The following is a 21,414-nucleotide window of genomic DNA, read 5'->3' on the forward strand; positions in this document are numbered from 1 at the left end:
AGCGTGCATCTTGATGCACGACCAAACCAAGCACGGAACGAAATAAAGTGCGGTGATTTTGGGAGGTATTTTTTCAACCAACGTATTATCAACCGTCAAGCGCGTTATTCATTTCGTGCAACAAGTTGCACGCTACGATTTATGATTTCCTGCGTAGCGTGCATCTTGATGCACGACAGAATCAAGCACGGAACGAACTAAAGTGCGGTGATTTTTGAAGGTATTTTTTCAACCAACGTATTATCAACCGTCAAGCGCGTTATTCATTTCGTGTAACAAGTTGCACGCTACGGTTCTATAAAAAATGACCGCACTTTATTTTTCATCCAGAATGTCAAGAAACGGTGCATTGACTATTTTTGCCAAATCTTGTGGTGCGAGTTCTACGCTTAATCCGCGTTTGCCGCCGGAGACAAAAATTGTGTCAAAATTGAGGGCGGATTGTTCAATCACGGTGGCGACGCGTTTCTTTTGCCCTAATGGGCTGATACCGCCCACCAAGTAACCCGTGCTTTTCTGGGCGGCATCTTTGTCTGCCATATCGACTTTTTTCACGCCTAAGGCTTTGGCGGCTTTTTTTAAGCTTAACATATGGCTGGTCGGCAACACGAAACAAGCCAGTTTTTTCTGATCACCGTTTTCGGCAACCAGTAAGGTTTTGAAGGATTGGTCTGGGTTAATACCAAGTTTTTCGGCGGCCTCATCGCCAAAATGGGTATTGTCAGGATCGTGATCGTAGTGATGTAGGGTAAAAGGAACGTTGTGCTTTTTCAGTAAGTCAATTGCCGGCGTCATTGTATTTCCTTGTGATAATTCAGTAGAATGTAGCCTTTTATTTTACTGCGGAGAGAAAAATGAGTACAAGATTAAATGTCGCCCTCGTCGCCGAATTTGATTTATGCGAGAAGTTAGCAGAAGCATTAGAGCAGAGTTGTTTAGAAATTGAAAAGGTATCCGTCGTGGAACTTTTCCCTTTTGCCGAAGAACAAGGCATTCGTTTTAATAATAAAAGCGTGGCACAAATTGCGTTAGATGAAACCGAATGGTCGGATTTTGATTACGTTTTTTTCGCTGGCGAATTAGCGCACGCGACACACATTGCCAAAGCCGCGAGTGCAGGGTGCATGGTGATTGACTTGAACGGCGTATGCGCCACGTTAAATGATGTGCCGGTGATCGTACCAAGTGTTAATAACGAACAGCTGACTTCACTACAACGTAACATTGTTTCGTTGCCTGATCCGCAAGTAACCCAATTCATTTTCTCCGTGTCACAATTAGCACGTGATGCAAACCTATCACAAGTGTTAGTTACGTCATTATTACCGGCTTCCTATATTAACAGTGAAACCGTCTCAAAACTTGCCGGTCAAACGGCGCAGTTATTAAACGGCATTCCGCTTGACGAAGAACAGCAACGTTTAGCTTTTGATGTGTTTCCATCGACAAAATACGCCGTAAATTTGGCGACGCAAGTGGAAAAAATCTTCCCGCAATTGCGAAATGTGATCTTCCATCAAGTACAAGTGCCGGTGTTTTATGGCATAGCGCAAACAGTGACATTGTTATCCGACTATGAATTGGATATGCAATCACAAATCAGCGCATGGCAAGACAATGCGTTGGTGGATTTCAATGAAACCCAATTATTCACACCGGTAACCAACGGCGAAGCAGAAGCCGGGGAAGCCGCCAAGTTACATATCGGCGGGCTTACAGCAGTGGAAAATGGCGTTCAATTCTGGTTAGTGGCAGACGAACAACGCTTTGATATTGCCCTATTAGGTGTGAAATTGGCTGGATTGGTGTATCAAAAAGGGTATTGATTGAAATTAAGTGCGGTTGTTTTCTCACGCGTTTGAAATTTCTTCGCCTGTGATAAAGTAGTTTAGTCTATCGACCACTTTATTTTTTAAGTAATGTTATCGTTCAACTAAAATACCATGGCTTCCGAATGCAAATTAATGCCATTGGATGAGCCGACCTCTGCTTTGGATTTAGCGAATCAAAATACTGTGTTATCGTTATTGCAACAGTGGGTGAAAGAACATAGATTAACGGTCATATTGACAATGCATCAACTGAATCATGTGGTTGCCGTGGCGAATAAAGTTTTGTTAATGAATAAGCAAAACCTGTTATTTGGTCAAACTGATGATGTGTTGACGGCAGAGAATTTGACACAGTGATTTCATTTACCCATGTTGGTGCAGGAAGCACACTATCAAAACCATGAATTTACGCATTTTGTCCCCGTGTACGATAGCGTATTAAGTGGCTTTCATAGGATCAAAAAATGTTGAATTTAACGATTTTTAGCGCAGGCAGTTTTCGTCATGTTTTAAATGAGCTCGTGACGATTTTCAAGCAGAAAAACCCGGTGGAGGTTCATTTACATTTAGCGCCGGCGGGGTTGTTGCGACAACGCCTGGAAGCCGATGAATACTGTGATATTTTTATTAGTGCTAATTTGCAAAATATTAACATCCTATCTGCTACGAAATGTATTTATAACCAGCAAATCCTCGCCTTTAATCAACTGATTCTTACCACCTTAAATACCGAACATTATCAACACCGCGATACATTAGATATTTTGTTTGATGAATCCTTGCGTTTGGCAACCTCCACGCCTATTGCGGATCCTTGCGGGGATTACACTTGGCACCTGTTTGAACTGTTAGAACAAGCCTATCCCGTTTCCGGTAGTTTATTAAAACAGCGTGCTATGCCGTTGGTCGGCGGTGAAAATAGTGCCGTAGTGATTCCTAAAGGTGAAATTGCTTCCAAGTATGTCTTACAGAATAATCATGCTGACATGATGATTGGTTACGCCAACTATATGTGCAAATTAGCAAATGAGAATCTGCGTTTTCATCATTTCCCACCCGAATTTAATATCAAGGCGACATATTCTGCCGCGCAACTGAGTGAGAATGTGATTACCCGTTTATTTTTTCAGTTTTTAATGTCAGATACGGCAAAACGCATTATGTATCAACATGGATTTTTGGCAGAATAAAAACGTAACGAAAATGATGCATAAATCGCTTATGTGATTTATTCGCTTCATACGTCGCGAGCAAACCCTTCTCAAAATTCTCTTGTTTTGACCGCACTTTTCTTTTATTTCCAAGCAAATTAAGCCCATCTTCATTTTTTCGGTATAATGTCTCCCATTATTGACGTCATATATTAAGAAGACGAGTATGCTAAATCATCTGCAAAAAGAATTAAACGAGCTGGTTAATCGCGGTTTGGATCGGACCTTACGCATTGCCGTGACGGGGTTAAGTCGAAGTGGTAAAACGGCGTTTATTACTAGTTTAATGAATCAAATGTTACACATTAATCGAGTAGATAACGGGCATTTGCCACTCTTTGATGCTGCCCGTCAACACCGAATTCTGGCGGTACAACGAGTGCCGCAATTAGATTTATCGATCCCGCGTTTTGATTATGAAGGAAATTTGAATGCCTTGTCTCAAGACCCACCGATTTGGCCGCAATCTACCCGTGGCGTGAGTGAAACTCGCTTGGCAATTCGTTATCAACGAAGTGATGGCTTGCTGCGTCATTTGAAAGAAAAAGGTACGTTATATTTAGATATTTTTGATTATCCCGGTGAATGGTTGTTGGATTTGCCCTTATTGGATTTAGGGTTTGAAGAATGGTCGTTGGAATTACAACGACAACTTAACGGCACACACGCAGCGTTGGCGCAGTCTTGGTTAACGAAAGTGGCCAAAATTCAGCTGACTGATGCCGCAGATGAAGACATTTTGGCGCAACTTGCTAAAGATTACACCGATTATTTGTGGCAATGTAAGAAACAAGGGTTGCATTTTATTCAGCCGGGACGCTTTGTGTTACCCGGTGAGCTTGAGGGGGCGCCTGCCTTGCAATTCTTCCCATTATTGCATTTGAGTGCGTCACAATGGCAACAGCTAAAGCGTGAGGCGAAAAGTGACAGTTATTTTGCTGTGTTGACTAAACGCTATGAGTATTATCGTCAGCATATTGTAAAAGGGTTTTACGAAAATTATTTTGAGACCTTTGATCGACAAGTTATTTTGGCGGATTGCTTAACACCGTTAAATCATAGCCGACAAGCTTTTAGCGATATGCAACAGGCGCTACATCAGCTCTTTCGCAATTTTCATTATGGCAAACGGCATCTTTTAAATCGTCTTTTTTCGCCGAAAATTGATAAATTGATGTTTATTGCCACCAAGGCGGATCATATCACTACAGACCAACTGCCGAATTTAATTGGCTTGATGCGTCAGTTAGTGCAAGAAGGCGGGCGTTATGTCGAATTTGCCGATATTGTGACGGATTACACCGCAATTGCATCTATCCGTGCGACACAACAAGTGGTGGTGAATCAAAACGGTCAATCATTTAAAGCGCTGCAAGGCATTCGTTCTTCTGATAAGCAGAAAGTGACACTTTATCCGGGCAGTGTGCCGGGACGATTGCCGAGTGCCGATTTTTGGCAAAATCAAAAATTTGAATTCGACCAATTTGAACCACGCCGTTTAGAACAAGGTGAAAATATACCGCACTTGCGAATGGATGCGGTGTTGCAATTTTTGTTGGGCGATAAATTGTAGGAGGCAGGTCGTGGAGAAAAAAGTGTTTACACAAAATGAAAGCGATATGAATGAGGATCTCAATGCGCAATCGGCATTTATCGCCAAACAGGAATTTCACGAAGCGCAGGCAGTACCTGACACAGAGAATGAGAATGGGATTTTTGAAGGCGAATTGTTAGAACAACAATTTGAACAAAGTCTGCAACCGAAACCGCGTTGGTGGAAAAAAATATTAGGTGGCGTGAGTCTCTTATTTTTTGTTGCCTCTGTGGCGCAATCGGTACAATGGCTGGTGGATGCCTGGCAACAAAATCAATGGATTTATTTTGCCTTTTCCTTGGTCGCTTGTGCCGTCATTTTACTCGGCATCTCGGCGATTGTCGGCGAATGGCGGCGTTTGGCGAAATTACGCCATCGGGCAGAAATCCAAACACAAAGCCAACAGTTGCTGAAAAGTGCGGTCGATTTTAAAGATGTTTTTTCATCTGCCGAACATCAACAGGCGGTCAGCTTATGCCAAGAAGTGAGCAAATTAGTTCATATTGATAGGCAAAACCCTGATTTTATGCAATGGCAAAAACAAATTCATGAAGCCTATTCCGCCCGTGAGATTTTGCATTTATTTAGTCAAAATGTGCTACAGCCTGTGGATAAACAAGCCAAAAAATTGATCACCAAAGCCTCGACGGAATCGGCAGCGTTGGTGGCAATTAGTCCGTTGGCGTTGGTGGATATTTTCTTCATCGCTTGGCGCAATATTCGTTTAATTAATCAAATTGCTCAGATTTATGGCATTGAATTGGGCTATTTTAGTCGCATTCGCTTATTGCGCATGGTCTTGGTGAATATGGCGTTTGCTGGGGCAACGGAATTGATTCAGGATTTAGGCGTGAATTGGTTATCGCAAGATCTGACGGCGAAATTGTCAGCGCGTGCCGCACAAGGGATTGGCGTGGGCATATTGACCGCGCGTTTAGGTATTAAAGCCATGGAATTTTGCCGCCCGCTGGCATTTCAATCCGGTGAGAAGCCGCGGTTATCACAATTGCATAAAGAATTGCTCAGTCATTTAAGTAGCACAGTCTTAGATCAAGTTAAATTTAAGCAAAAAGAGAACGTGTAAACCATTGCCTAAGCTGTCAATAAATCTTGCCAAAGGCGTTGGCGATTTTTCTTCATCAGGTTATTATTAGGCCGTTTTTCAACTTCCGAGACGTATATGACAACTTCAAAAAATACCGATCCTTTTGCACAAATTGTCAGCCAAAATCCACGAATGCAAGAGGTGATTGAGAAAGCGAAAAAGTTTGCTTTGCTGGATGCTCCTTTGCTCATTCAAGGCGAAACCGGTACGGGCAAAGAGGTGATCGCAAAGGCGTGTCATGATTTTAGTGAACGACGTGATCATACCTTTTTGGCAGTGAATTGTGCCGGCATTCCGGGGGAAGATGCTGAAACGGAAATGTTTGGGCGGCGCAATAAAGACGGTGAGTTTATCGGTTTTTTTGAATATGCCGATGGCGGTACGGTATTGTTGGATGGGGTAGAGGAATTGCCGTTGACCTTGCAGGCAAAACTGTTACGTTTTTTGAGTGATGGCACGTTTCGTCGTGTGGGTGAGGAAGAGGAACATTATGCGAATGTTCGTGCGATTTGTACGGCGCAACAGCCGTTACAACATTATGTCGAACAAGGCAAAATGCGCAATGATTTGTTTCATCGGTTGAATGTGTTGAGTTTAACGTTGCCTTTGCTGCGTGAGCGTCAGGAAGATATTGCGCTGTTAAGCCATCAATTCATTCAAGAAATTAGTGAAAAACTCGGCATTTTTCCACCGCACTTAGATGAGCATCTCTTGCGATATTTACAAGACTATCCTTGGCCGGGCAATCTTCGTGAGCTTTATAATGCCTTATATCGTGCCTGTTCTTTATGCCAAAACAACCGGTTGAAGATTGAGGATTTAGGACTAGCGCCACAAAATTCCCATGGGCAGGAGACAGCGTCGTTTATTGATGAATTTATCACAGAAGGCAGTACGTTAGATGAGATGGTTGGGCGTTTTGAGGCAGCGGTACTTCATAAATTTTATGCAAAATATCCCAGTTCCAGAAAACTGGCCACTCGCTTGGGGGTATCTCATACGGCAATTGCCAATAAATTACGTCAATACGGTATTGGAAAATCGTAGTCGGTTGCCTGAAGTTGTGAATGGAATGATCCGATAGGAGAGGCGGAGATTGGCGTAAGGCTGAAAGAAAAAATGCAGTGAACACGTTAAGAATTCACCGCATTTTTAGTTTAAGTTAACACAGTCTGATGCCGTTTAATGCAGTTCTATACTATTTAATTATTCTGCTGGCGCATCCGTGTTGGTTTCTACAGAAGAAGGCGCTTGTTGGCTTGGTTGCTGTGGTGCGGTGTTATGATGTCCTACCGTCCGTGCCGGCACAACAGTTGAAATTGCGTGTTTATAAACCATTTGATTTACCGTGTTTTTCAACAAAATCACGAATTGGTCAAACGATTCGATTTGCCCTTGTAATTTGATACCGTTGACTAAATAAATTGAAACAGGAATACGTTCGCGACGTAATGCATTCAAGTAAGGATCTTGTAGAGATTGTCCTTTTGCCATTTTTCTTTCCTTCTTTTTGTAAAAAATGATGAATTAAAACAATACAGCAAGCTGTATGCCTCCGCGAATCAATATAGCAACAATTATATTGAAAGTCACTAGGCACGATGCCTGTTTTACGCTTTCGTTGAAACCGATGTTAATACTTTTTCAAGGGCTTGAGCCGGTTGCAAACTATCCAACCATTGAATCGGTGATGTCCAACCACGTAGCCAAGTTATCTGGCGTTTTGCTAATTGGCGGGTGGCGCAGATACCACGAAAAACCATCTCATCGTGGTCATAATCACCGCGTAAATATTCCCACATTTGGCGATAACCCACACAGCGAATAGACGGTAGGTTTTCGTTTAAGTCGGGACGACGGTACAATTTTTCGACCTCTTGCTGAAAACCAAGTTCAATCATTTTGTGAAAACGTTGCTCAATTCGAAGATGTAAGACCTCTCGTTGTTCCGGGGCAATCGCAAATTGTAGAATGTCATACGGCAAGGCTTCGCCTCTTTGTGCCGTTAATTCCGTTAAGGTCTTACCAGTTAAATAAAAGACTTCTAATGCGCGATTAATCCGTTGAGAGTCATTCGGGTTAATGCGTTGTGCTGAAATCGGATCGATTTTACTGAGTTCTTGATGTAATCCGGCCCAACCAATAAGTGCTGCTTTTGCCTCAATTTCCGACCGCACTTTTTCGTCTGCGGAGGGTAGGGGCGACAGACCTTCCAATAAGGCTTTGTAATACAACATCGTGCCGCCCACCAATAAGGGGATTTTGCCTTGTGCGCTAATCTCTTGCATTTCGCGTAAAGCATCTGTGCGAAAATTTGCCGCAGAATAACTTTCTGCCGGATCACAAATATCAATTAAACGATGAGGTGCCAGTGCCAGTTCGGCTTTTGAGGGTTTCGCCGTGCCAATGTCCATGCCGCGATAAATCAGGGCAGAATCGACGCTGATAACTTCCACGGGCAATTGTTGGCGCAACTGGATCGCCAAATCCGTTTTGCCGGAGGCAGTAGGCCCCATTAAAAAAATCGCTAAAGGTTTGTGTTCTGAATGCTGCATAGTTAGCGGGTTAATTGAGTTAAATAAGGCTGCCAGTCAATTTCTACCAGTAAATCTAACAGGCGAATTTGCTGCTGTTTCGCGAGTAACTGTTCTGTTTCAGTCAGTAAATTTACCGCATCGGCAAGCACGGTGATTGGCGTTGAGGCTAAAGGTGCCAAAAGTGCGGTCAAAAATTCAGGTAAATTTTCGAAAGATTGATTTAATAACGACACAATCATGTGCTGTAAGTTTTGTTGGCGCAAATGTGCCGATACTTTTTGTAACGTGATTTTATGTTGCGCCGCTTCTTCCATAAACACAAAGCCGATTTGCTCGAAAAAGGCTTTTTGTTGATGCCATGCCTGCCATTGTGCATCCGATAAACGGAAAATAATTGGAATTAACAATGGTTGAGAGGTTGGCGCTAAGGTTAAATTCAATGTTTGTTTGAGCTGTTGTAAACGCGCGAGCGATAATAAGTAAAAACGTTGTTCTTGCTGTAACAACAAGGCTTCATGTTGGATTAATGCAAGTGCGTGCAAGAAATTGGTATTTGGCTTTTTGACTTCGGTTACGTTGGTTTGCACGTGTTTTTCCGAAGACATCCACAACGCGTTATGCGCTTCGAGTACCTTCGATGTTATCGGTTCGCGAGGGGACGAACCACCATAAAAGTGCGGTGGATTTTGCCGCTGTTTTGGTGATTCGTGATATCTGTTTTCCGAGTAAGCATTGGCGGAATAAGTCGCTGGTTGTGCAAATATATTTTGTCCCGCAGCCGAACGATTAGGTTTTGTCTGCGTTGAAACTTCCCACACACCGGCAGGTTCTTCCACGCCATATTCTGTTGAAGACGTATTCAAAGACATAGGTTCAGAAGCCAACGCATTGCTGATGCCTTGGGTGATGAAATCATGTACCAAACGAGATTGCTGGAAACGCACTTCATGTTTGGTGGGATGCACGTTCACATCAACATCATTGGGATTAAGATCAATAAACAGCACAAAAGCAGGGTACTGATCATTGGTTAAATAATCGGCATAGGCTTGTCGAATGGCGTGGGTAATGATTTTATCGCGAACCATCCGCCCATTCACATAACAATAATTTAAGTCATTTTGCGGACGATGAAAGTGGGGCGTAGCGACCCAACCGGACAAATGGAGATCATCGTGTTTCCAATCAATTTGCAACGCATTTTGAATAAAATCATCGCCACAAATTGCCGCAACACGTTTTAATTTTTGTTCATTCGTGACCGCACTTTTGTATTGGCGTAATACTTTGCCATTATGCGTGAGGGTAAAACTGATATTAAATTTCGCCAACGCAATACGACGAATAACTTCATCAATATGAGAAAATTCGGTTTTCTCGGAACGTAAAAATTTGCGACGGGCGGGCGTGTTAAAAAATAAATTTGCCACCTCAACTGTCGTTCCCACAGGATGAGATGCCGGTTGAATAGTCGTTTCCATGTCGCGGCCTTGGGCGTATACCTGCCAAGCTTCGTTTTGTTCTGCTGTACGAGAGGTGAGGGTTAAACGGGAAACGGAACTGATACTGGCAAGGGCTTCACCACGAAAACCCAAACTTAAAATGGCTTCCAAATCGGCAAGATCGGCGATTTTACTGGTGGCGTGGCGGGCAAGCGCTAAAGCCAATTCTTCCTTGGCGATGCCAATGCCGTTGTCGCGAATCCGAATAAGGCTTGCGCCCCCGTTTTCAATATCAATTTGAATTTTATCGGCACCGGCATCTAAGCTGTTTTCCACCAATTCTTTTACTACTGAAGCAGGGCGTTCTACCACTTCTCCGGCAGCAATTTGGTTGGCTAATTGTGGCGATAAAATACGGATGGCCATTATTTCTTCCCTGAACTATCGTCGAGCAGTTGGATTTTTTGTCCGCTGAATACTTTGCCGTCTTTTAATTTCGGGTTTAATTTCAACAGCTTATTGGGTGAAATATTATATTCACGGGCAATGGCGTAAAGGGTTTCATCTTGCTTGACAATATGATATTTCGGCATGGCTTTTTTCATATCCGGCGGGTTGTTTTCGGACGTTTTAGTGGCTTTATCAGCCGCCGCACGTGAATTTTTTATGTCTTTTCCTTGTGCGCGTTTATTCGTTGACTCTGTTTTATTTGTCGGTGCTTTTTTATTCTCGGCTTCCGGTTTGGCGGTTGCAGGAATTTTAAGGGTTTCGCCCACCAAGAGTTCTTTCCGCTTTAATTGATTTAACGCCAAAATCGCTTTAGCGGAGACGTGATATTTTTCGGCAAGCTTACTCAATGCCTCTCCATCCTTAACTTTATGACGAATGCCGCTATCTTGAATGTCCGGTGCGTTAATGTCAGCGGTTTTGTTTTCAAGTGCGGTGGATTTTTCTGATGTTTTTTCCTTGCTCTCCTCAACGATTCTCGGTTCATTTCTGAAGTGCTTACGACGGTATTCCACTAAACCGTTATAAATCGCTTTGGCAATTTGTTTGCGATAGGCGGAGGTGCTGAGCTTGAGTTCTTCTTCTGAATTCGATAAAAAACCGGTTTCCACCAAAATAGACGGAATGTCCGGTGAACGTAAAACACCAAGGCTGGCATGGCGTGGTGTTGCACGATTTAGCGAGGCGATCTGGGAAAAATGGCGCAAAACAATGCTACCTAATTCATAGCCGACACGTTGACTGTGACCAAATTGCAGATCCAACACCGTTTGATCTAAATACTTTTCATTGTGGGAGGCTAATACGCGACCTGCACCGCCTAATAATTCTGAGCGTTTTTCATGATCTTCCAACCATTGTCCCATTTCATCGTTGGCGCGACGATTCGACAACACCCACACGGAAGCGCCTCGTAAATTGGATGCTTCGGAAGAGTCGGCGTGAATTGACACCAAATAATTGGCTTTGTATTTTCGTGCGATTTCCGAACGTTCCGGCACCGAAATATAGTAATCACCGTTGCGGGTTAATACTGCACGGAACGAGGGATCTTTATCCAACAAGGCTTTGAGTTCCTTGGCGATAGATAGCGTGACATTTTTTTCATAAATTTTGAGGTTACGCCCGATAGCACCGGGATCTTTGCCACCATGACCGGGATCGATGGCAATCGTCCAAGTATTAGCTGAGGCGAGTGTCGCCCAAAAAAGAAGACCGTATATCAGAATAAATCTCATCATATTTGTGATTTTCATGTGCTATAACATTGCTAAGTAAGTTGTTGGATGATTTGTTGCCCCATTGTAGATTGGGCGACTAATTCGATATTTCGTGCATTTTCTGCATAACCAATATTAACCAGCAAATCCGGTGGAGACAGAAGATCTGCCCCTTTTTCTGCCCATTCAATTAAGCAAATCGTGTTGTCTGCGAAATAATCACGAATGCCCATAAATTCCAATTCCTCCGGATCAGCCAAGCGATACAAATCGAAGTGGTAAATGATTTTCTCGCCGATGGCATATTCCTCCACTAACGTATAGGTTGGGCTTTTCACATTGCCCGAATAACCTAATCCTTGAATCATGCCACGGCTTAAGGTGGTTTTACCTGCGCCAAGATCGCCGTTTAAATAAAGCGTAACGTTTTGCCGGCTAGGAAGTCGGCAGATGGCATTGATAAGCTGCTTGCCAAAGGCGCACATCGCATTTTCATGAGGAATGTATTGCGTAAATCTTTCTGTCATGGCGGTATTTACTGGGAAAAAATAGGGCTAGATTGTACCGCACTTTCACTGATTTATGTAGTTTTCCGGCGACAAGTGAATGATTTTTCTTTGGTTTGTTGCAATAAACCTATCATGCCAAGTATTGAAAGGAAAGTGCATCAATAAAAGTGCGGTTGTTTTTTGTAATGAATTGATGGGAAAGAAAAAAGCACGCTAGAAAATAGCGTGCTTTTTTAGTTGGAATGAACCTAAAGTGCGGTGCTTTTTTGCCGCATTTTCAATGCTACATCATGCCACCCACATATTTCAGCATCACCCCGGCGGCAATGGCGGAACCAATCACACCGGCAACGTTCGGCCCCATGGCATGCATGAGTAGGAAGTTTTGGTTATCTGCTTCCAGACCGATTTTGTTGGAAACCCGTGCTGCCATGGGGACGGCAGAAACACCGGCAGAACCAATGAGTGGGTTAATTTTGTTTTTGCTGAATTTATTCATTAATTTCGCCATTAATACACCGCTGCCGGTACCGATCCCGAAAGCAATTACGCCAAGAATCAAAATACCCAAGGTTTGCGGTTGTAGGAATTTATCGGCGATGAGTTTGGAACCCACAGACAAGCCAAGCACGATGGTGACGATGTTAATCAAGGCGTTTTGTGTAGTATCGCTTAAACGTTCTACCACACCACTGACGCGCATGAGGTTACCGAAACAGAACATCCCGAGCAATGGGGCGGCATCCGGTAAAAGCAAACCAACGAGCAACAGCAAAATCACCGGGAACAAGACTTTTTCACGATTGCTCACATGGCGCATTTGTGTCATACGGATCTTGCGTTCTTCTTCCGTGGTTAAGGCTTTCATGATCGGTGGCTGAATCAATGGCACTAACGCCATGTAGGAATAAGCCGCCACAGCAATGGCACCAAGCAATTCCGGTGCGAGTTTGCTGGTGAGGTAAATCGCAGTCGGGCCGTCCGCACCACCGATAATACCGATGGATGCCGCTTGTGGGAGCGTGAATTCGATAATACCGAAATAGTTCAATGCCAATGCACCGAGTACGGTGGCGAAAATACCGAACTGTGCTGCTGCACCAAGCAGTAACGTTTTCGGATTTGCCAATAACGGGCCGAAGTCTGTCATCGCGCCTACGCCCATGAAAATCACTAACGGTGCAATGCCATAACCGATAGCCACTTTATAGAACACAGCCAAGATCCCGGCGCTGTAGCCCATGTCCATCGACAAGGCTTCCAGTTGATTTACGGTAGAGCCGGACGCTGTCGCAAGTGCAGTTTTAATGACTGCCGGATCAGCGGCGACACCTAATTTCGCCGCAATGACGGCAATTTGCTCCGGTGAACCAAGATGAAGCAAATTCTCCAATGCGGTCATGGCAAGCCCGGCTTCAGGAATGTTTGATAACAATCCACCAAAGCCGATAGGCAGCAACAGCAATGGCTCAAACTTGCGTGCAATGGCAAGCCACAACAGGAGCAAGCTGATAGCGATCATCACTGCTTGTCCCCATTGCAAATGGAACAGTCCCATACCCTGAATTAATGCAATAATGCTATCCATAGGTAACTCCTTAGACGAGGTTCATGACGGTATCACCCACCGCGACGGCATCGCCGGCTTTGACACAAATACCACGCACGGTACCGGCTTGTGCCGCTTTGACTTCTGTTTCCATTTTCATGGCTTCAAGAATGAATAACACATCACCTGCAGCGACAGTTTGACCTTCTGTTGCAACGACTTTCCAAATGTTACCCGCCATTGGCGCTGTTACCGGTGTGCCTCCACTGGTTGGCGCTGGCGCGGCTTGTGGCGCAACTGGTGCTGTGGTTGTGGCTACGTGTGAAATGTCGCCGCCTTCACTGACTTTCACCACAAAGGCTTTGCCTTCCAGTTCCACAGTATAAACGGCGGAACCGGAAGCAGCAGGTGCAGCTTTAGAAACAGGTTTATTTTCTACCGCACTTTCATTGCCAGTTGGTGCAGGTTCAAAGGCAGCCGGGTTGTTGCGGTTTTCTAAGAATTTCCAAGCTATTTGAGGGAAGAGCGCCACGATTAAAGCATCGTCCACGGCATTGTCTGCTAACTTCACGTCTTTCGCCTTGGCTTGTTCGGCAACTTCCGCTTCAATTTTCGCCATTTCAGGCGCAATGTGATCGGCAGGACGGTCAGTCACCGGAGCGGCACCCTCTAATACGCGAGCTTGTAATGCGCTATCTACCGGTGCAGGCGTTTTACCGTATTCACCTTTTAAAATACCTGCGGTTTCTTTCGCGATGGTTTTATAGCGTTCGCCTGTCAGCACGTTAATAACGGATTGTGTGCCGACAATTTGAGAGGTTGGGGTAACAAGCGGAATGTAACCCAAGTCTTTACGTACGCGTGGAATTTCTTCTAAAACCAAATCCAATTTATCGGAAGCATTTTGTTGTTTTAATTGATTTTCCAAGTTGGTAAGCATGCCGCCCGGTACTTGTGCCACTAAAATACGGCTATCTACACCGCGTAGCTGACCTTCAAATTTGGCGTATTTTTTACGTACATTACGGAAATAGGTAGCGATTTTTTCCAAACGCGGAATATCCAAACCGGTGTCATATTCAGTGCCTTGTAAGGTTGCCACCATGGATTCTGTTGCCGGGTGGCCGTAGGTGCCTGACATAGAGGAAATTGCAGTATCAATGCCATCTACGCCTGCTTCAATGGCTTTTAACAGCGCCATTTCAGCCATACCGGTAGTCGAGTGGCAGTGTAAATGTAATTCCACGTCGAAACGTTTTTTGATTTCGCGCACTAAGTCTGCCGCCGCCATCGGGTTCAAAATACCTGACATATCTTTAATCACCAAGCTGTCGATACCGATTTCCAATAATTGTTCGGTGGTATCAAGCCAAGTTTGCATGGTGTGCACCGGGCTGGTGGTGTAACTTAATGTCCCTTGTGCATGACCGCCGAATTTACGCACGGCTTGCAACGCCGCTTTCATATTACGCGGGTCGTTGAGCGCATCAAATACGCGGAACACGTCCATACCGTTTGCTACGCAACGTTCGACGAAACGTTCTACCACGTCGTCGGCATAGTGGCGATAACCTAAGAGGTTTTGACCACGTAACAGCATTTGTAACGGGGTTTTCGGGCAGGCTTTTTTCAATTCACGCAAACGTACCCACGGATCCTCCCCTAAAAAACGAATACAACTGTCAAAGGTTGCGCCGCCCCAAGCTTCTAACGACCAATAGCCGATATTGTCTAATTCTTGAGCGATCGGCAACATGTCATCGAGACGTAAACGGGTCGCGAAAAGCGATTGGTGAGCATCACGAAGCACCAGTTCGGTCATTTTAATTTTTTTAGTCATAGTAAAATCCTTATTTTTATTTGAACTGTTGGGTACGGCGATGGTGCGCGATAGCCGCTGCAATTACAGGGCGCAAACGCTCAAAATCGTCAGTAGGTGCCGCAGAAAGTGCGGTAACATTTGAAGGCGTTTTTGGTGAGGGGAGCGGTTCGGGAAAAAAGCGGTTGATAAGTTTAGACATGAGTCCAATTGCCCAAATTAAAATGAGCAAAAAGACCAATACAAAGCCCATCCCTGAGAACATCAGATTAATTCCTTCACCGAAAAGTTCTGCTGAAGTCATTCGTCATATCCTTATATTTAATATGGAATTTTTATTCTATCTGAATTGTTTTAACAAAACTGTGATTGAGATCATAAATTAGAGACTTGAAGAAAGATGGAATTTTATGTGTTTTTCAAGTGGGAGAGAGAGGATAATGCGCTTAGAGCAAATTTAAAGGAATGACAATGGTGCGCATTAAAGTATTTTAATTTAGGAAAAATTGCCTTGAGTAATAGATTCAGAACGAGTAAATTTGGTGGGTCGTGAAGGATTCGAACCTTCGACCAACGGATTAAAAGTCCGCTGCTCTACCGACTGAGCTAACGACCCATATGTACATTAGGTAACCATTTAAGAAAGGAAAGAAAGAATCTTTAAAATGGTGCCCGAGGCCAGACTTGAACTGGCACGCCTCGAAAGGCGAGGGATTTTAAATCCCTTGTGTCTACCGATTCCACCACTCGGGCTTGGAGCGGGAAACGAGGCTCGAACTCGCGACCCCGACCTTGGCAAGGTCGTGCTCTACCAACTGAGCTATTCCCGCATAATTATCTAGCAACGCTAAACAACGTGGCGCATTTTACGCATTTATGAATGGGAGTCAAATAAAATTTCTAAAATTTCAATCAACTGCTTAAAAAAAACTCAATTCATGCTATTTATGAAATAAAGGCACAATTTTTATGACTCCTTTAGATGATCTTTTTTAAATGACATTATCCTTATTATTTTTATGAATTTAATTCATAAAAATAATAAAATATTTAAAATTGACACATATGCGCTTTCCGTTTAACTTACGGAAGTATTATTCTTGGCTATAAATAAGGGATTTTTATGAGTTATGCAAAAGAAATTGATAATTTAAACCAGCATTTAGCGAGTTTGGATGGCAAGATTAACGTTTCCTTTGAATTTTTTCCGCCGAAAAATGAAAAGATGGAAAATCTTCTGTGGGAATCGATTCATCGTTTAAAAGTGCTAAAACCTAAGTTTGTCTCCGTTACTTACGGCGCAAACTCCGGTGAACGGGATCGTACTCACAGTGTTGTTAAAAATATTAAACAGCAGACAGGGTTAGAGGCTGCGCCTCATTTAACCGGCATTGATGCCACACCCGATGAGTTACGCGCCATTGCCAAGGATTATTGGGATAATGGCATTCGTCGCATTGTTGCATTACGTGGCGATATCCCTCCAGGTTATAACAAGCCGCCTTTCTATGCCTCAGATTTAGTGGCGTTATTACGTTCCGTTGCCGATTTTGACATTTCCGTTGCGGCATATCCGGAAGTGCATCCGGAGGCGAAATCAGCACAAGCTGACCTGATCAACTTAAAAAGAAAGATTGATGCCGGCGCAAACCATGTGATTACGCAATTTTTCTTTGATATAGATAGTTATTTACGTTTCCGAGACCGCTGTGCTTCTATTGGTATTGATACGGAAATTGTGCCGGGCATTTTGCCGGTAACAAATTTTAAACAGTTACAAAAAATGACGTCTGTTACAAACGTCAAAATTCCGGCTTGGATGGCAAAAATGTATGATGGCTTGGATGACGATCAAACTACGCGCAATCTCGTTGCCGCCAGCATTGCCATTGATATGGTACGTGTGTTATCTCGTGAAGGCGTGAACGATTTCCACTTCTACACATTAAACCGCAGTGAATTAACTTACGCCATTTGCCATCTTTTAGGCGTTCGGGCAAGTCTCTAAGTCTCCTTAAATAAAGCGCCGCAGTTAAGTGGCGCTTTTACTTTCCACTTCTCGCAATTTAAAGGGTTTTCAGTACATTTAATAACGCATCGCCGAAAGGTTGTCGCCAACCTTGTAATAACTCTGGAAGATCCTCTTTGGTGGCGTTTAACCAATACCATTTCATTAAATTTTCTAAGCTACGTCGGCTTGCAATTAACTCTTGCGGTAAGTTTTCAGGGGTAATTTCCGTGAGTTTCTGTTGCAAGGCTTTCAGTGCCGTTTTATAGCGCGGATCATCGGTTAATCGCTGAATCATTGGGGGATAATCCTTGGGATTGATGCGCTTAACCTGTTCAAGCAACTGTAAGAGTTTTTTACCATGAATTCGCACTTCTGACGTGCTCAACCCCAGTTCTAACAATGCCGAGGTGCTTTTCGGATTATATTTTGCCACCGCCCATAAATTTTCTGAACGCACCACGAAATTTAACGCGAGATCCCGTTTCATGGCTTCTTCCATACGCCATTTAGCGAGAATTTTTAATCGCATTAATTCCAATGAATTGAGCTTCCAAGCATTTGGAATCGCAAAATAAGCGGTGTCAGGATCTTTCCCGGAGTGTGCGCGTTTATTGAGCAAAAATTCACATTCATTTTTGACCGCACTTTGCCACTCGGTTTGTGCCAGTTGGGCTTGCATTTGTTGATATAACGGCAACAAATACCATACATCCGCTGCCGCATAGCGCAATTGGGTATCTGATAACGGACGAGCCAACCAATCGGTGCGGGAAGCACCTTTATCAATTTCAATTTGGAAATAATGTTGCACCAATGTGGCAAATCCCGGTGAATTCGCAAAGCCTAAAAAATTGGCCATTACTTGGGTATCACACATCGGTTGGGGGAGTTGTTGGAAAGTGTGTTGAAAAACTTCCAGATCTTCTCCGCAGGCATGTAACACTTTGGTCACGTAGTCATCGGCAAGTAAGGCAATGAAAGGGGAAAAATCTTGAATCGTTGTTGGGTCGATGAGTGCTACCTCATCACCGGCGTAGAGCTGAACTAAGCCAAGCTGAGGGTAAAGGGTTCGGGTGCGAACAAATTCAGTGTCTAAAGCCACCGCACTTTGCTGTCTAGCGAATGCGCAAACCTCTGCCAAGGCGCTATCTTCAGTAATGAGTTTAAAGTGCGGTGGATTTTGGCATTCTTTGGGTTGAGAAATCATATGTCTATTCGATTATAAAGTCAGGGTTAAGCAATTTTAGCATGTCGAGAGAAATTCGAGCGGGCACCTTAGCGTGGAATTTATGTCAGGTCAACTTTTCTTTTTGTATAAAAAGTAGCCAATGTTGCCGTGCTGTAATCATGAGAATGCGGTATGTTATGGGCAAATCAACCACGTCATTTCTAAAATGTGATCTCGATCTAATTTTATTTTAGGCGTATAATGCGACACAGTTTTTTTATGTGATGATGAAGTCATTGCACATATTAATAAAAATTTTATAATACAAATAGTTACGGAGAATTTTAATGTCTAGAAGACTCAGAAGAACGAAAATTGTATGTACTATGGGGCCGGCAACCGACCGTGGTAACAATTTGGAAAAAATTATTGCCGCTGGGGCGAATGTCGTGCGCATGAACTTCTCGCATGGGACACCGGAAGACCATATTGCTCGTGCTGAGAAAGTACGCGAAATTGCGAAGAAATTAGGAAAAACGGTTGCGATCTTAGGTGACTTACAAGGCCCGAAAATTCGGGTATCTACCTTTAAAGACGGTAAAATTTTCTTAAATATCGGCGACAAATTTGTTTTAGATGCTGAGTTACCGAAAGGTGAGGGAACACAAGAAGTGGTTGGTTTAGACTATAAAACCTTACCTCAAGATGTCGTACCGGGCGATATTCTTTTATTAGACGATGGTCGCGTTCAATTAAAAGTGTTATCCACCGAAGGCGCAAAAGTTTTCACTGAGGTAACCGTTGGTGGACCTTTATCAAATAATAAAGGTATCAATAAATTAGGTGGGGGTTTATCAGCTGATGCACTAACTGAGAAAGATAAAGCCGATATTATCACCGCTGCCCGTATTGGGGTGGATTATTTGGCCGTTTCTTTCCCACGTTCCGGCGAGGACTTAAATTATGCCCGTCAATTAGCGAGAGACGCCGGCTTAAATGCAAAAATCGTTGCTAAAGTAGAACGTGCCGAAGCGGTAGCTACCGATGAAGCGATGGATGACATCATTTTAGCGTCTGATGTTATCATGGTTGCCCGCGGGGACTTAGGGGTTGAAATCGGTGATCCGGAATTAGTCGCCGTTCAGAAAAAATTGATTCGTCGCTCTCGTCAATTAAATCGTGTGGTGATTACTGCAACACAAATGATGGAATCGATGATTAGCAATCCAATGCCAACCCGCGCAGAAGTTATGGACGTGGCAAATGCCGTATTAGACGGTACTGACGCAGTTATGCTGTCTGCGGAAACGGCTGCTGGTCAATATCCAGCGGAAACGGTGGCGTCTATGGCAAAAGTGTGCTTAGGGGCAGAAAAAATGCCGGGAGCCAGCGTGTCACACCATCGTATAAATGTCGAATTTGATGATATTGAGGAAACGATTGCAATGTCGGCGATGTTCGCAGCGAATCATATGAAAGGGGTGAGTGCTATTATTGCCATGAGTAGTAGTGGTCGTACGCCATTGCTAATGTCTCGAATCAGTTCCGGTTTGCCTATTTTTGCGTTATCTCGTCACCAAGAAACCTTAAATTTATGTGCGTTATATCGCGGTGTAACACCGGTGCTTTATGATGACATCAGCCGCACAATGGAAGGGGCGCAAAAAGCCATTTCCTTGTTAAAAGATAAAGGCTTCTTAATGGCAGGGGATGTAGTGTTATTAACTCAAGGGGCAGAATTTGCAGACAGCGGTTCAAATACCTGCCGTATTCTGACAGTAGAGTAATTGTTAAAGAAGGCTTAGTAAGTTTACTAAGCCTTCTATTTTTGATGAAATCGATTAAATAGAGTTAATTTTCACCGCACTTAATGTTCACTGCGCTTAATTTTTTACCACGCTTGATTTTTTACCACACTGGGTCTTCACCGTGTTTTATACTGTTTATCGCTTTTATGCGACCCATTCTGTTCGCATATACGTCAATCGGTCAAGCCCTGTAATAAAATGGCTTAAATCTTGTTCTTCAGGTCGATGAATATAGGCAATTTCACCGAGCAATGGCGCATCTATTTTTTGTTTTAACGTTTCAATAATTTCAGCATAATGACCGAGGCCGGGGTTAATTCGATTTGCAACCCATCCCAATAATGGCAGATTCTTGCTAAGTATTGATTGCACAGTCAATAAGGCATGATTAATACAGCCTTCTTTAATTCCCACCACGACAATAGTTGGCATATTGTGTTCAGCAACCCAGTTGGCAAAGCTATAGTCTTTATTAATGGGCGTCAACCAACCGAAAGCCCCTTCGACAGCAACCGAAGAATATTTGGCGGATAGCCGTGCCAAATCTGCATTCAGCTTCTCGATTTTAACTCGTTGACTTTCTTCTGTTAAAATAGGGATCGTATGCAAGAACGTGTAACTATTGACTTCTTCATAGGTAACATTTTCGCTTGTGCTATTCATCAACGTTAGAACATCAGAATTATCTTTCGTTTCATAGTCACTTTCTTCCTGCAAAGACTTCAGCGAATATATCGGTTCATCTTGCCCGAATGCAATTGGCTTGTACCCAACGACTTGAATGCCCGCTTTTTGTAAAGCTTGCATGATTGCACGTGTTACAATCGTTTTGCCAACATTCGTATCTGTTCCTGTGATAAAAAAACTACTCATCATCATCCTCTTTTCTACTTTAGTCGTGAGATTCTAGATGAAAAAGGGTGATGTTATTTTGAGATAAAACAATATTTAATAAATTTATCGATCTTTTTGCATAAAATGCATGAAGATATCCCGATTATTCATGCTTTTATGTCATCAAAATAAATACGGATTAATCAGGAAGGATTTTGATTCAAATGAGATGTGTCTGCCATCTATATTGCCTTAAAAATAAAAGCAT

At 43.4% G+C, this 21,414-nt stretch carries 19 protein-coding genes and 3 tRNA genes; 8 read left to right on the forward strand and 14 right to left on the reverse strand.

Annotated features, from left to right (window positions below; genetic code table 11):
* Nucleotides 1-315: 315 nt before the first annotated feature.
* Nucleotides 316-795, reverse strand: a complete 480-nt coding sequence (gene ybaK / locus HMPREF9065_RS08715) for a Cys-tRNA(Pro) deacylase (RefSeq protein ID WP_021615247.1) — start codon at nucleotides 793-795, stop codon at nucleotides 316-318.
* Nucleotides 796-854: 59 nt separating this feature from the next.
* Here ybaK and HMPREF9065_RS08710 point away from each other — a divergent pair, with 59 nt between their 5' ends.
* The 6 genes from HMPREF9065_RS08710 to HMPREF9065_RS08690 all read left to right on the forward strand — a co-directional run bounded on the left by HMPREF9065_RS08710 (nucleotide 855) and on the right by HMPREF9065_RS08690 (nucleotide 6,789).
* Nucleotides 855-1,826 (forward strand): oxidoreductase, encoded by a 972-nt coding sequence (locus tag HMPREF9065_RS08710; RefSeq protein WP_021615248.1) that lies wholly within the window; start codon nucleotides 855-857, stop codon nucleotides 1,824-1,826.
* Nucleotides 1,827-1,943: 117 nt separating this feature from the next.
* Nucleotides 1,944-2,189, forward strand: coding sequence for an ABC transporter ATP-binding protein (locus HMPREF9065_RS09675; RefSeq protein ID WP_021615249.1), 246 nt, complete (start codon nucleotides 1,944-1,946; stop codon nucleotides 2,187-2,189).
* A gap of 107 nt (nucleotides 2,190-2,296) precedes the next feature.
* The gene (locus tag HMPREF9065_RS08705) at nucleotides 2,297-3,022 is read left to right on the forward strand and encodes a substrate-binding domain-containing protein (protein ID WP_021615250.1); all 726 of its coding nucleotides are present in this window, start codon (nucleotides 2,297-2,299) and stop codon (nucleotides 3,020-3,022) included.
* Between the two features lie 187 nt (nucleotides 3,023-3,209).
* Nucleotides 3,210-4,616 (forward strand): YcjX family protein, encoded by a 1,407-nt coding sequence (locus HMPREF9065_RS08700; RefSeq protein ID WP_021615251.1) that lies wholly within the window; start codon nucleotides 3,210-3,212, stop codon nucleotides 4,614-4,616.
* A 10-nt stretch (nucleotides 4,617-4,626) separates the two neighbouring features.
* Complete coding sequence (locus tag HMPREF9065_RS08695) at nucleotides 4,627-5,721, forward strand: TIGR01620 family protein (protein ID WP_021615252.1); 1,095 nt, start codon at nucleotides 4,627-4,629, stop codon at nucleotides 5,719-5,721.
* Nucleotides 5,722-5,817: 96 nt separating this feature from the next.
* Nucleotides 5,818-6,789 carry a sigma 54-interacting transcriptional regulator gene (locus HMPREF9065_RS08690; RefSeq protein WP_021615253.1) on the forward strand — a complete coding sequence of 324 codons (972 nt, stop codon included), beginning with the start codon at nucleotides 5,818-5,820 and terminating at the stop codon, nucleotides 6,787-6,789.
* A 159-nt stretch (nucleotides 6,790-6,948) separates the two neighbouring features.
* Here HMPREF9065_RS08690 and hfq read toward each other — a convergent pair whose 3' ends face one another.
* The 11 genes from hfq to HMPREF9065_RS08635 form a co-directional block, all read right to left on the reverse strand.
* Nucleotides 6,949-7,236 carry an RNA chaperone Hfq gene (gene hfq / locus HMPREF9065_RS08685; RefSeq protein WP_021615254.1) on the reverse strand — a complete coding sequence of 96 codons (288 nt, stop codon included), beginning with the start codon at nucleotides 7,234-7,236 and terminating at the stop codon, nucleotides 6,949-6,951.
* A gap of 116 nt (nucleotides 7,237-7,352) precedes the next feature.
* Nucleotides 7,353-8,297, reverse strand: coding sequence for a tRNA (adenosine(37)-N6)-dimethylallyltransferase MiaA (miaA, locus tag HMPREF9065_RS08680; protein WP_021615255.1), 945 nt, complete (start codon nucleotides 8,295-8,297; stop codon nucleotides 7,353-7,355).
* Nucleotides 8,298-8,299: 2 nt separating this feature from the next.
* Entirely contained in the window at nucleotides 8,300-10,147 is a 1,848-nt protein-coding gene (mutL, locus tag HMPREF9065_RS08675; protein WP_021615256.1) for a DNA mismatch repair endonuclease MutL, read from the reverse strand.
* Nucleotides 10,147-11,484 carry an N-acetylmuramoyl-L-alanine amidase gene (locus tag HMPREF9065_RS08670; protein WP_021615257.1) on the reverse strand — a complete coding sequence of 446 codons (1,338 nt, stop codon included), beginning with the start codon at nucleotides 11,482-11,484 and terminating at the stop codon, nucleotides 10,147-10,149. Before HMPREF9065_RS08670 ends, mutL begins: the two co-directional genes overlap by 1 nt.
* Nucleotides 11,485-11,498: 14 nt before the next feature.
* Entirely contained in the window at nucleotides 11,499-11,975 is a 477-nt protein-coding gene (gene tsaE / locus HMPREF9065_RS08665) for a tRNA (adenosine(37)-N6)-threonylcarbamoyltransferase complex ATPase subunit type 1 TsaE (RefSeq protein WP_021615258.1), read from the reverse strand.
* Nucleotides 11,976-12,240: 265 nt separating this feature from the next.
* Nucleotides 12,241-13,545, reverse strand: a complete 1,305-nt coding sequence (locus HMPREF9065_RS08660; RefSeq protein ID WP_021615260.1) for a sodium ion-translocating decarboxylase subunit beta — start codon at nucleotides 13,543-13,545, stop codon at nucleotides 12,241-12,243.
* A gap of 10 nt (nucleotides 13,546-13,555) precedes the next feature.
* Nucleotides 13,556-15,346, reverse strand: a complete 1,791-nt coding sequence (oadA, locus tag HMPREF9065_RS08655; protein ID WP_021615261.1) for a sodium-extruding oxaloacetate decarboxylase subunit alpha — start codon at nucleotides 15,344-15,346, stop codon at nucleotides 13,556-13,558.
* A gap of 16 nt (nucleotides 15,347-15,362) precedes the next feature.
* Nucleotides 15,363-15,629 carry an oxaloacetate decarboxylase subunit gamma gene (locus tag HMPREF9065_RS08650; RefSeq protein ID WP_021615262.1) on the reverse strand — a complete coding sequence of 89 codons (267 nt, stop codon included), beginning with the start codon at nucleotides 15,627-15,629 and terminating at the stop codon, nucleotides 15,363-15,365.
* A gap of 236 nt (nucleotides 15,630-15,865) precedes the next feature.
* Nucleotides 15,866-15,941: transfer RNA gene (locus tag HMPREF9065_RS08645), tRNA-Lys, on the reverse strand.
* Nucleotides 15,942-15,991: 50 nt separating this feature from the next.
* Nucleotides 15,992-16,078 (reverse strand) — tRNA-Leu (locus HMPREF9065_RS08640).
* 1 nt (nucleotide 16,079) lies between these two features.
* Nucleotides 16,080-16,155, reverse strand: a tRNA-Gly gene (locus tag HMPREF9065_RS08635).
* Nucleotides 16,156-16,448: 293 nt separating this feature from the next.
* On the opposite strand from HMPREF9065_RS08635, the gene metF reads away from it, so the two are divergent.
* The gene (gene metF, locus HMPREF9065_RS08630; protein ID WP_021615263.1) at nucleotides 16,449-17,333 is read left to right on the forward strand and encodes a methylenetetrahydrofolate reductase; all 885 of its coding nucleotides are present in this window, start codon (nucleotides 16,449-16,451) and stop codon (nucleotides 17,331-17,333) included.
* A gap of 58 nt (nucleotides 17,334-17,391) precedes the next feature.
* On the opposite strand, the gene rnd is transcribed toward metF, so the two are convergent.
* Complete coding sequence (gene rnd, locus HMPREF9065_RS08625; RefSeq protein ID WP_021615264.1) at nucleotides 17,392-18,543, reverse strand: ribonuclease D; 1,152 nt, start codon at nucleotides 18,541-18,543, stop codon at nucleotides 17,392-17,394.
* A 308-nt stretch (nucleotides 18,544-18,851) separates the two neighbouring features.
* Here rnd and pyk point away from each other — a divergent pair, with 308 nt between their 5' ends.
* Nucleotides 18,852-20,291, forward strand: coding sequence for a pyruvate kinase (gene pyk / locus HMPREF9065_RS08620; RefSeq protein ID WP_033002350.1), 1,440 nt, complete (start codon nucleotides 18,852-18,854; stop codon nucleotides 20,289-20,291).
* 165 nt (nucleotides 20,292-20,456) lie between these two features.
* On the opposite strand, the gene bioD is transcribed toward pyk, so the two are convergent.
* The gene (gene bioD / locus HMPREF9065_RS08615) at nucleotides 20,457-21,185 is read right to left on the reverse strand and encodes a dethiobiotin synthase (RefSeq protein WP_033002351.1); all 729 of its coding nucleotides are present in this window, start codon (nucleotides 21,183-21,185) and stop codon (nucleotides 20,457-20,459) included.
* Between the last annotated feature and the right edge of the window lie 229 nt (nucleotides 21,186-21,414).

The sequence above is a fragment of the Aggregatibacter sp. oral taxon 458 str. W10330 genome (assembly GCF_000466335.1).
Taxonomy (GTDB): domain Bacteria; phylum Pseudomonadota; class Gammaproteobacteria; order Enterobacterales; family Pasteurellaceae; genus Aggregatibacter.

What these genes read in the sequence shown, in the direction of transcription:
- rnd (WP_021615264.1), bottom strand. Translation starts at nt 18,543, where the DNA reads ATGATTTCTCAACCCAAAGAATGCCAAAATCCACCGCACTTTAAACTC.
- bioD (WP_033002351.1), bottom strand. Translation starts at nt 21,185, where the DNA reads ATGAGTAGTTTTTTTATCACAGGAACAGATACGAATGTTGGCAAAACG.
- ybaK (WP_021615247.1), bottom strand. Translation starts at nt 795, where the DNA reads ATGACGCCGGCAATTGACTTACTGAAAAAGCACAACGTTCCTTTTACC.
- mutL (WP_021615256.1), bottom strand. Translation starts at nt 10,147, where the DNA reads ATGGCCATCCGTATTTTATCGCCACAATTAGCCAACCAAATTGCTGCC.
- HMPREF9065_RS08705 (WP_021615250.1), top strand. Translation starts at nt 2,297, where the DNA reads ATGTTGAATTTAACGATTTTTAGCGCAGGCAGTTTTCGTCATGTTTTA.
- HMPREF9065_RS08690 (WP_021615253.1), top strand. Translation starts at nt 5,818, where the DNA reads ATGACAACTTCAAAAAATACCGATCCTTTTGCACAAATTGTCAGCCAA.
- HMPREF9065_RS08670 (WP_021615257.1), bottom strand. Translation starts at nt 11,484, where the DNA reads ATGAAAATCACAAATATGATGAGATTTATTCTGATATACGGTCTTCTT.
- miaA (WP_021615255.1), bottom strand. Translation starts at nt 8,297, where the DNA reads ATGCAGCATTCAGAACACAAACCTTTAGCGATTTTTTTAATGGGGCCT.
- metF (WP_021615263.1), top strand. Translation starts at nt 16,449, where the DNA reads ATGAGTTATGCAAAAGAAATTGATAATTTAAACCAGCATTTAGCGAGT.
- HMPREF9065_RS08710 (WP_021615248.1), top strand. Translation starts at nt 855, where the DNA reads ATGAGTACAAGATTAAATGTCGCCCTCGTCGCCGAATTTGATTTATGC.
- pyk (WP_033002350.1), top strand. Translation starts at nt 18,852, where the DNA reads ATGTCTAGAAGACTCAGAAGAACGAAAATTGTATGTACTATGGGGCCG.
- HMPREF9065_RS08650 (WP_021615262.1), bottom strand. Translation starts at nt 15,629, where the DNA reads ATGACTTCAGCAGAACTTTTCGGTGAAGGAATTAATCTGATGTTCTCA.
- tsaE (WP_021615258.1), bottom strand. Translation starts at nt 11,975, where the DNA reads ATGACAGAAAGATTTACGCAATACATTCCTCATGAAAATGCGATGTGC.
- hfq (WP_021615254.1), bottom strand. Translation starts at nt 7,236, where the DNA reads ATGGCAAAAGGACAATCTCTACAAGATCCTTACTTGAATGCATTACGT.
- HMPREF9065_RS09675 (WP_021615249.1), top strand. Translation starts at nt 1,944, where the DNA reads ATGGCTTCCGAATGCAAATTAATGCCATTGGATGAGCCGACCTCTGCT.
- oadA (WP_021615261.1), bottom strand. Translation starts at nt 15,346, where the DNA reads ATGACTAAAAAAATTAAAATGACCGAACTGGTGCTTCGTGATGCTCAC.
- HMPREF9065_RS08660 (WP_021615260.1), bottom strand. Translation starts at nt 13,545, where the DNA reads ATGGATAGCATTATTGCATTAATTCAGGGTATGGGACTGTTCCATTTG.
- HMPREF9065_RS08700 (WP_021615251.1), top strand. Translation starts at nt 3,210, where the DNA reads ATGCTAAATCATCTGCAAAAAGAATTAAACGAGCTGGTTAATCGCGGT.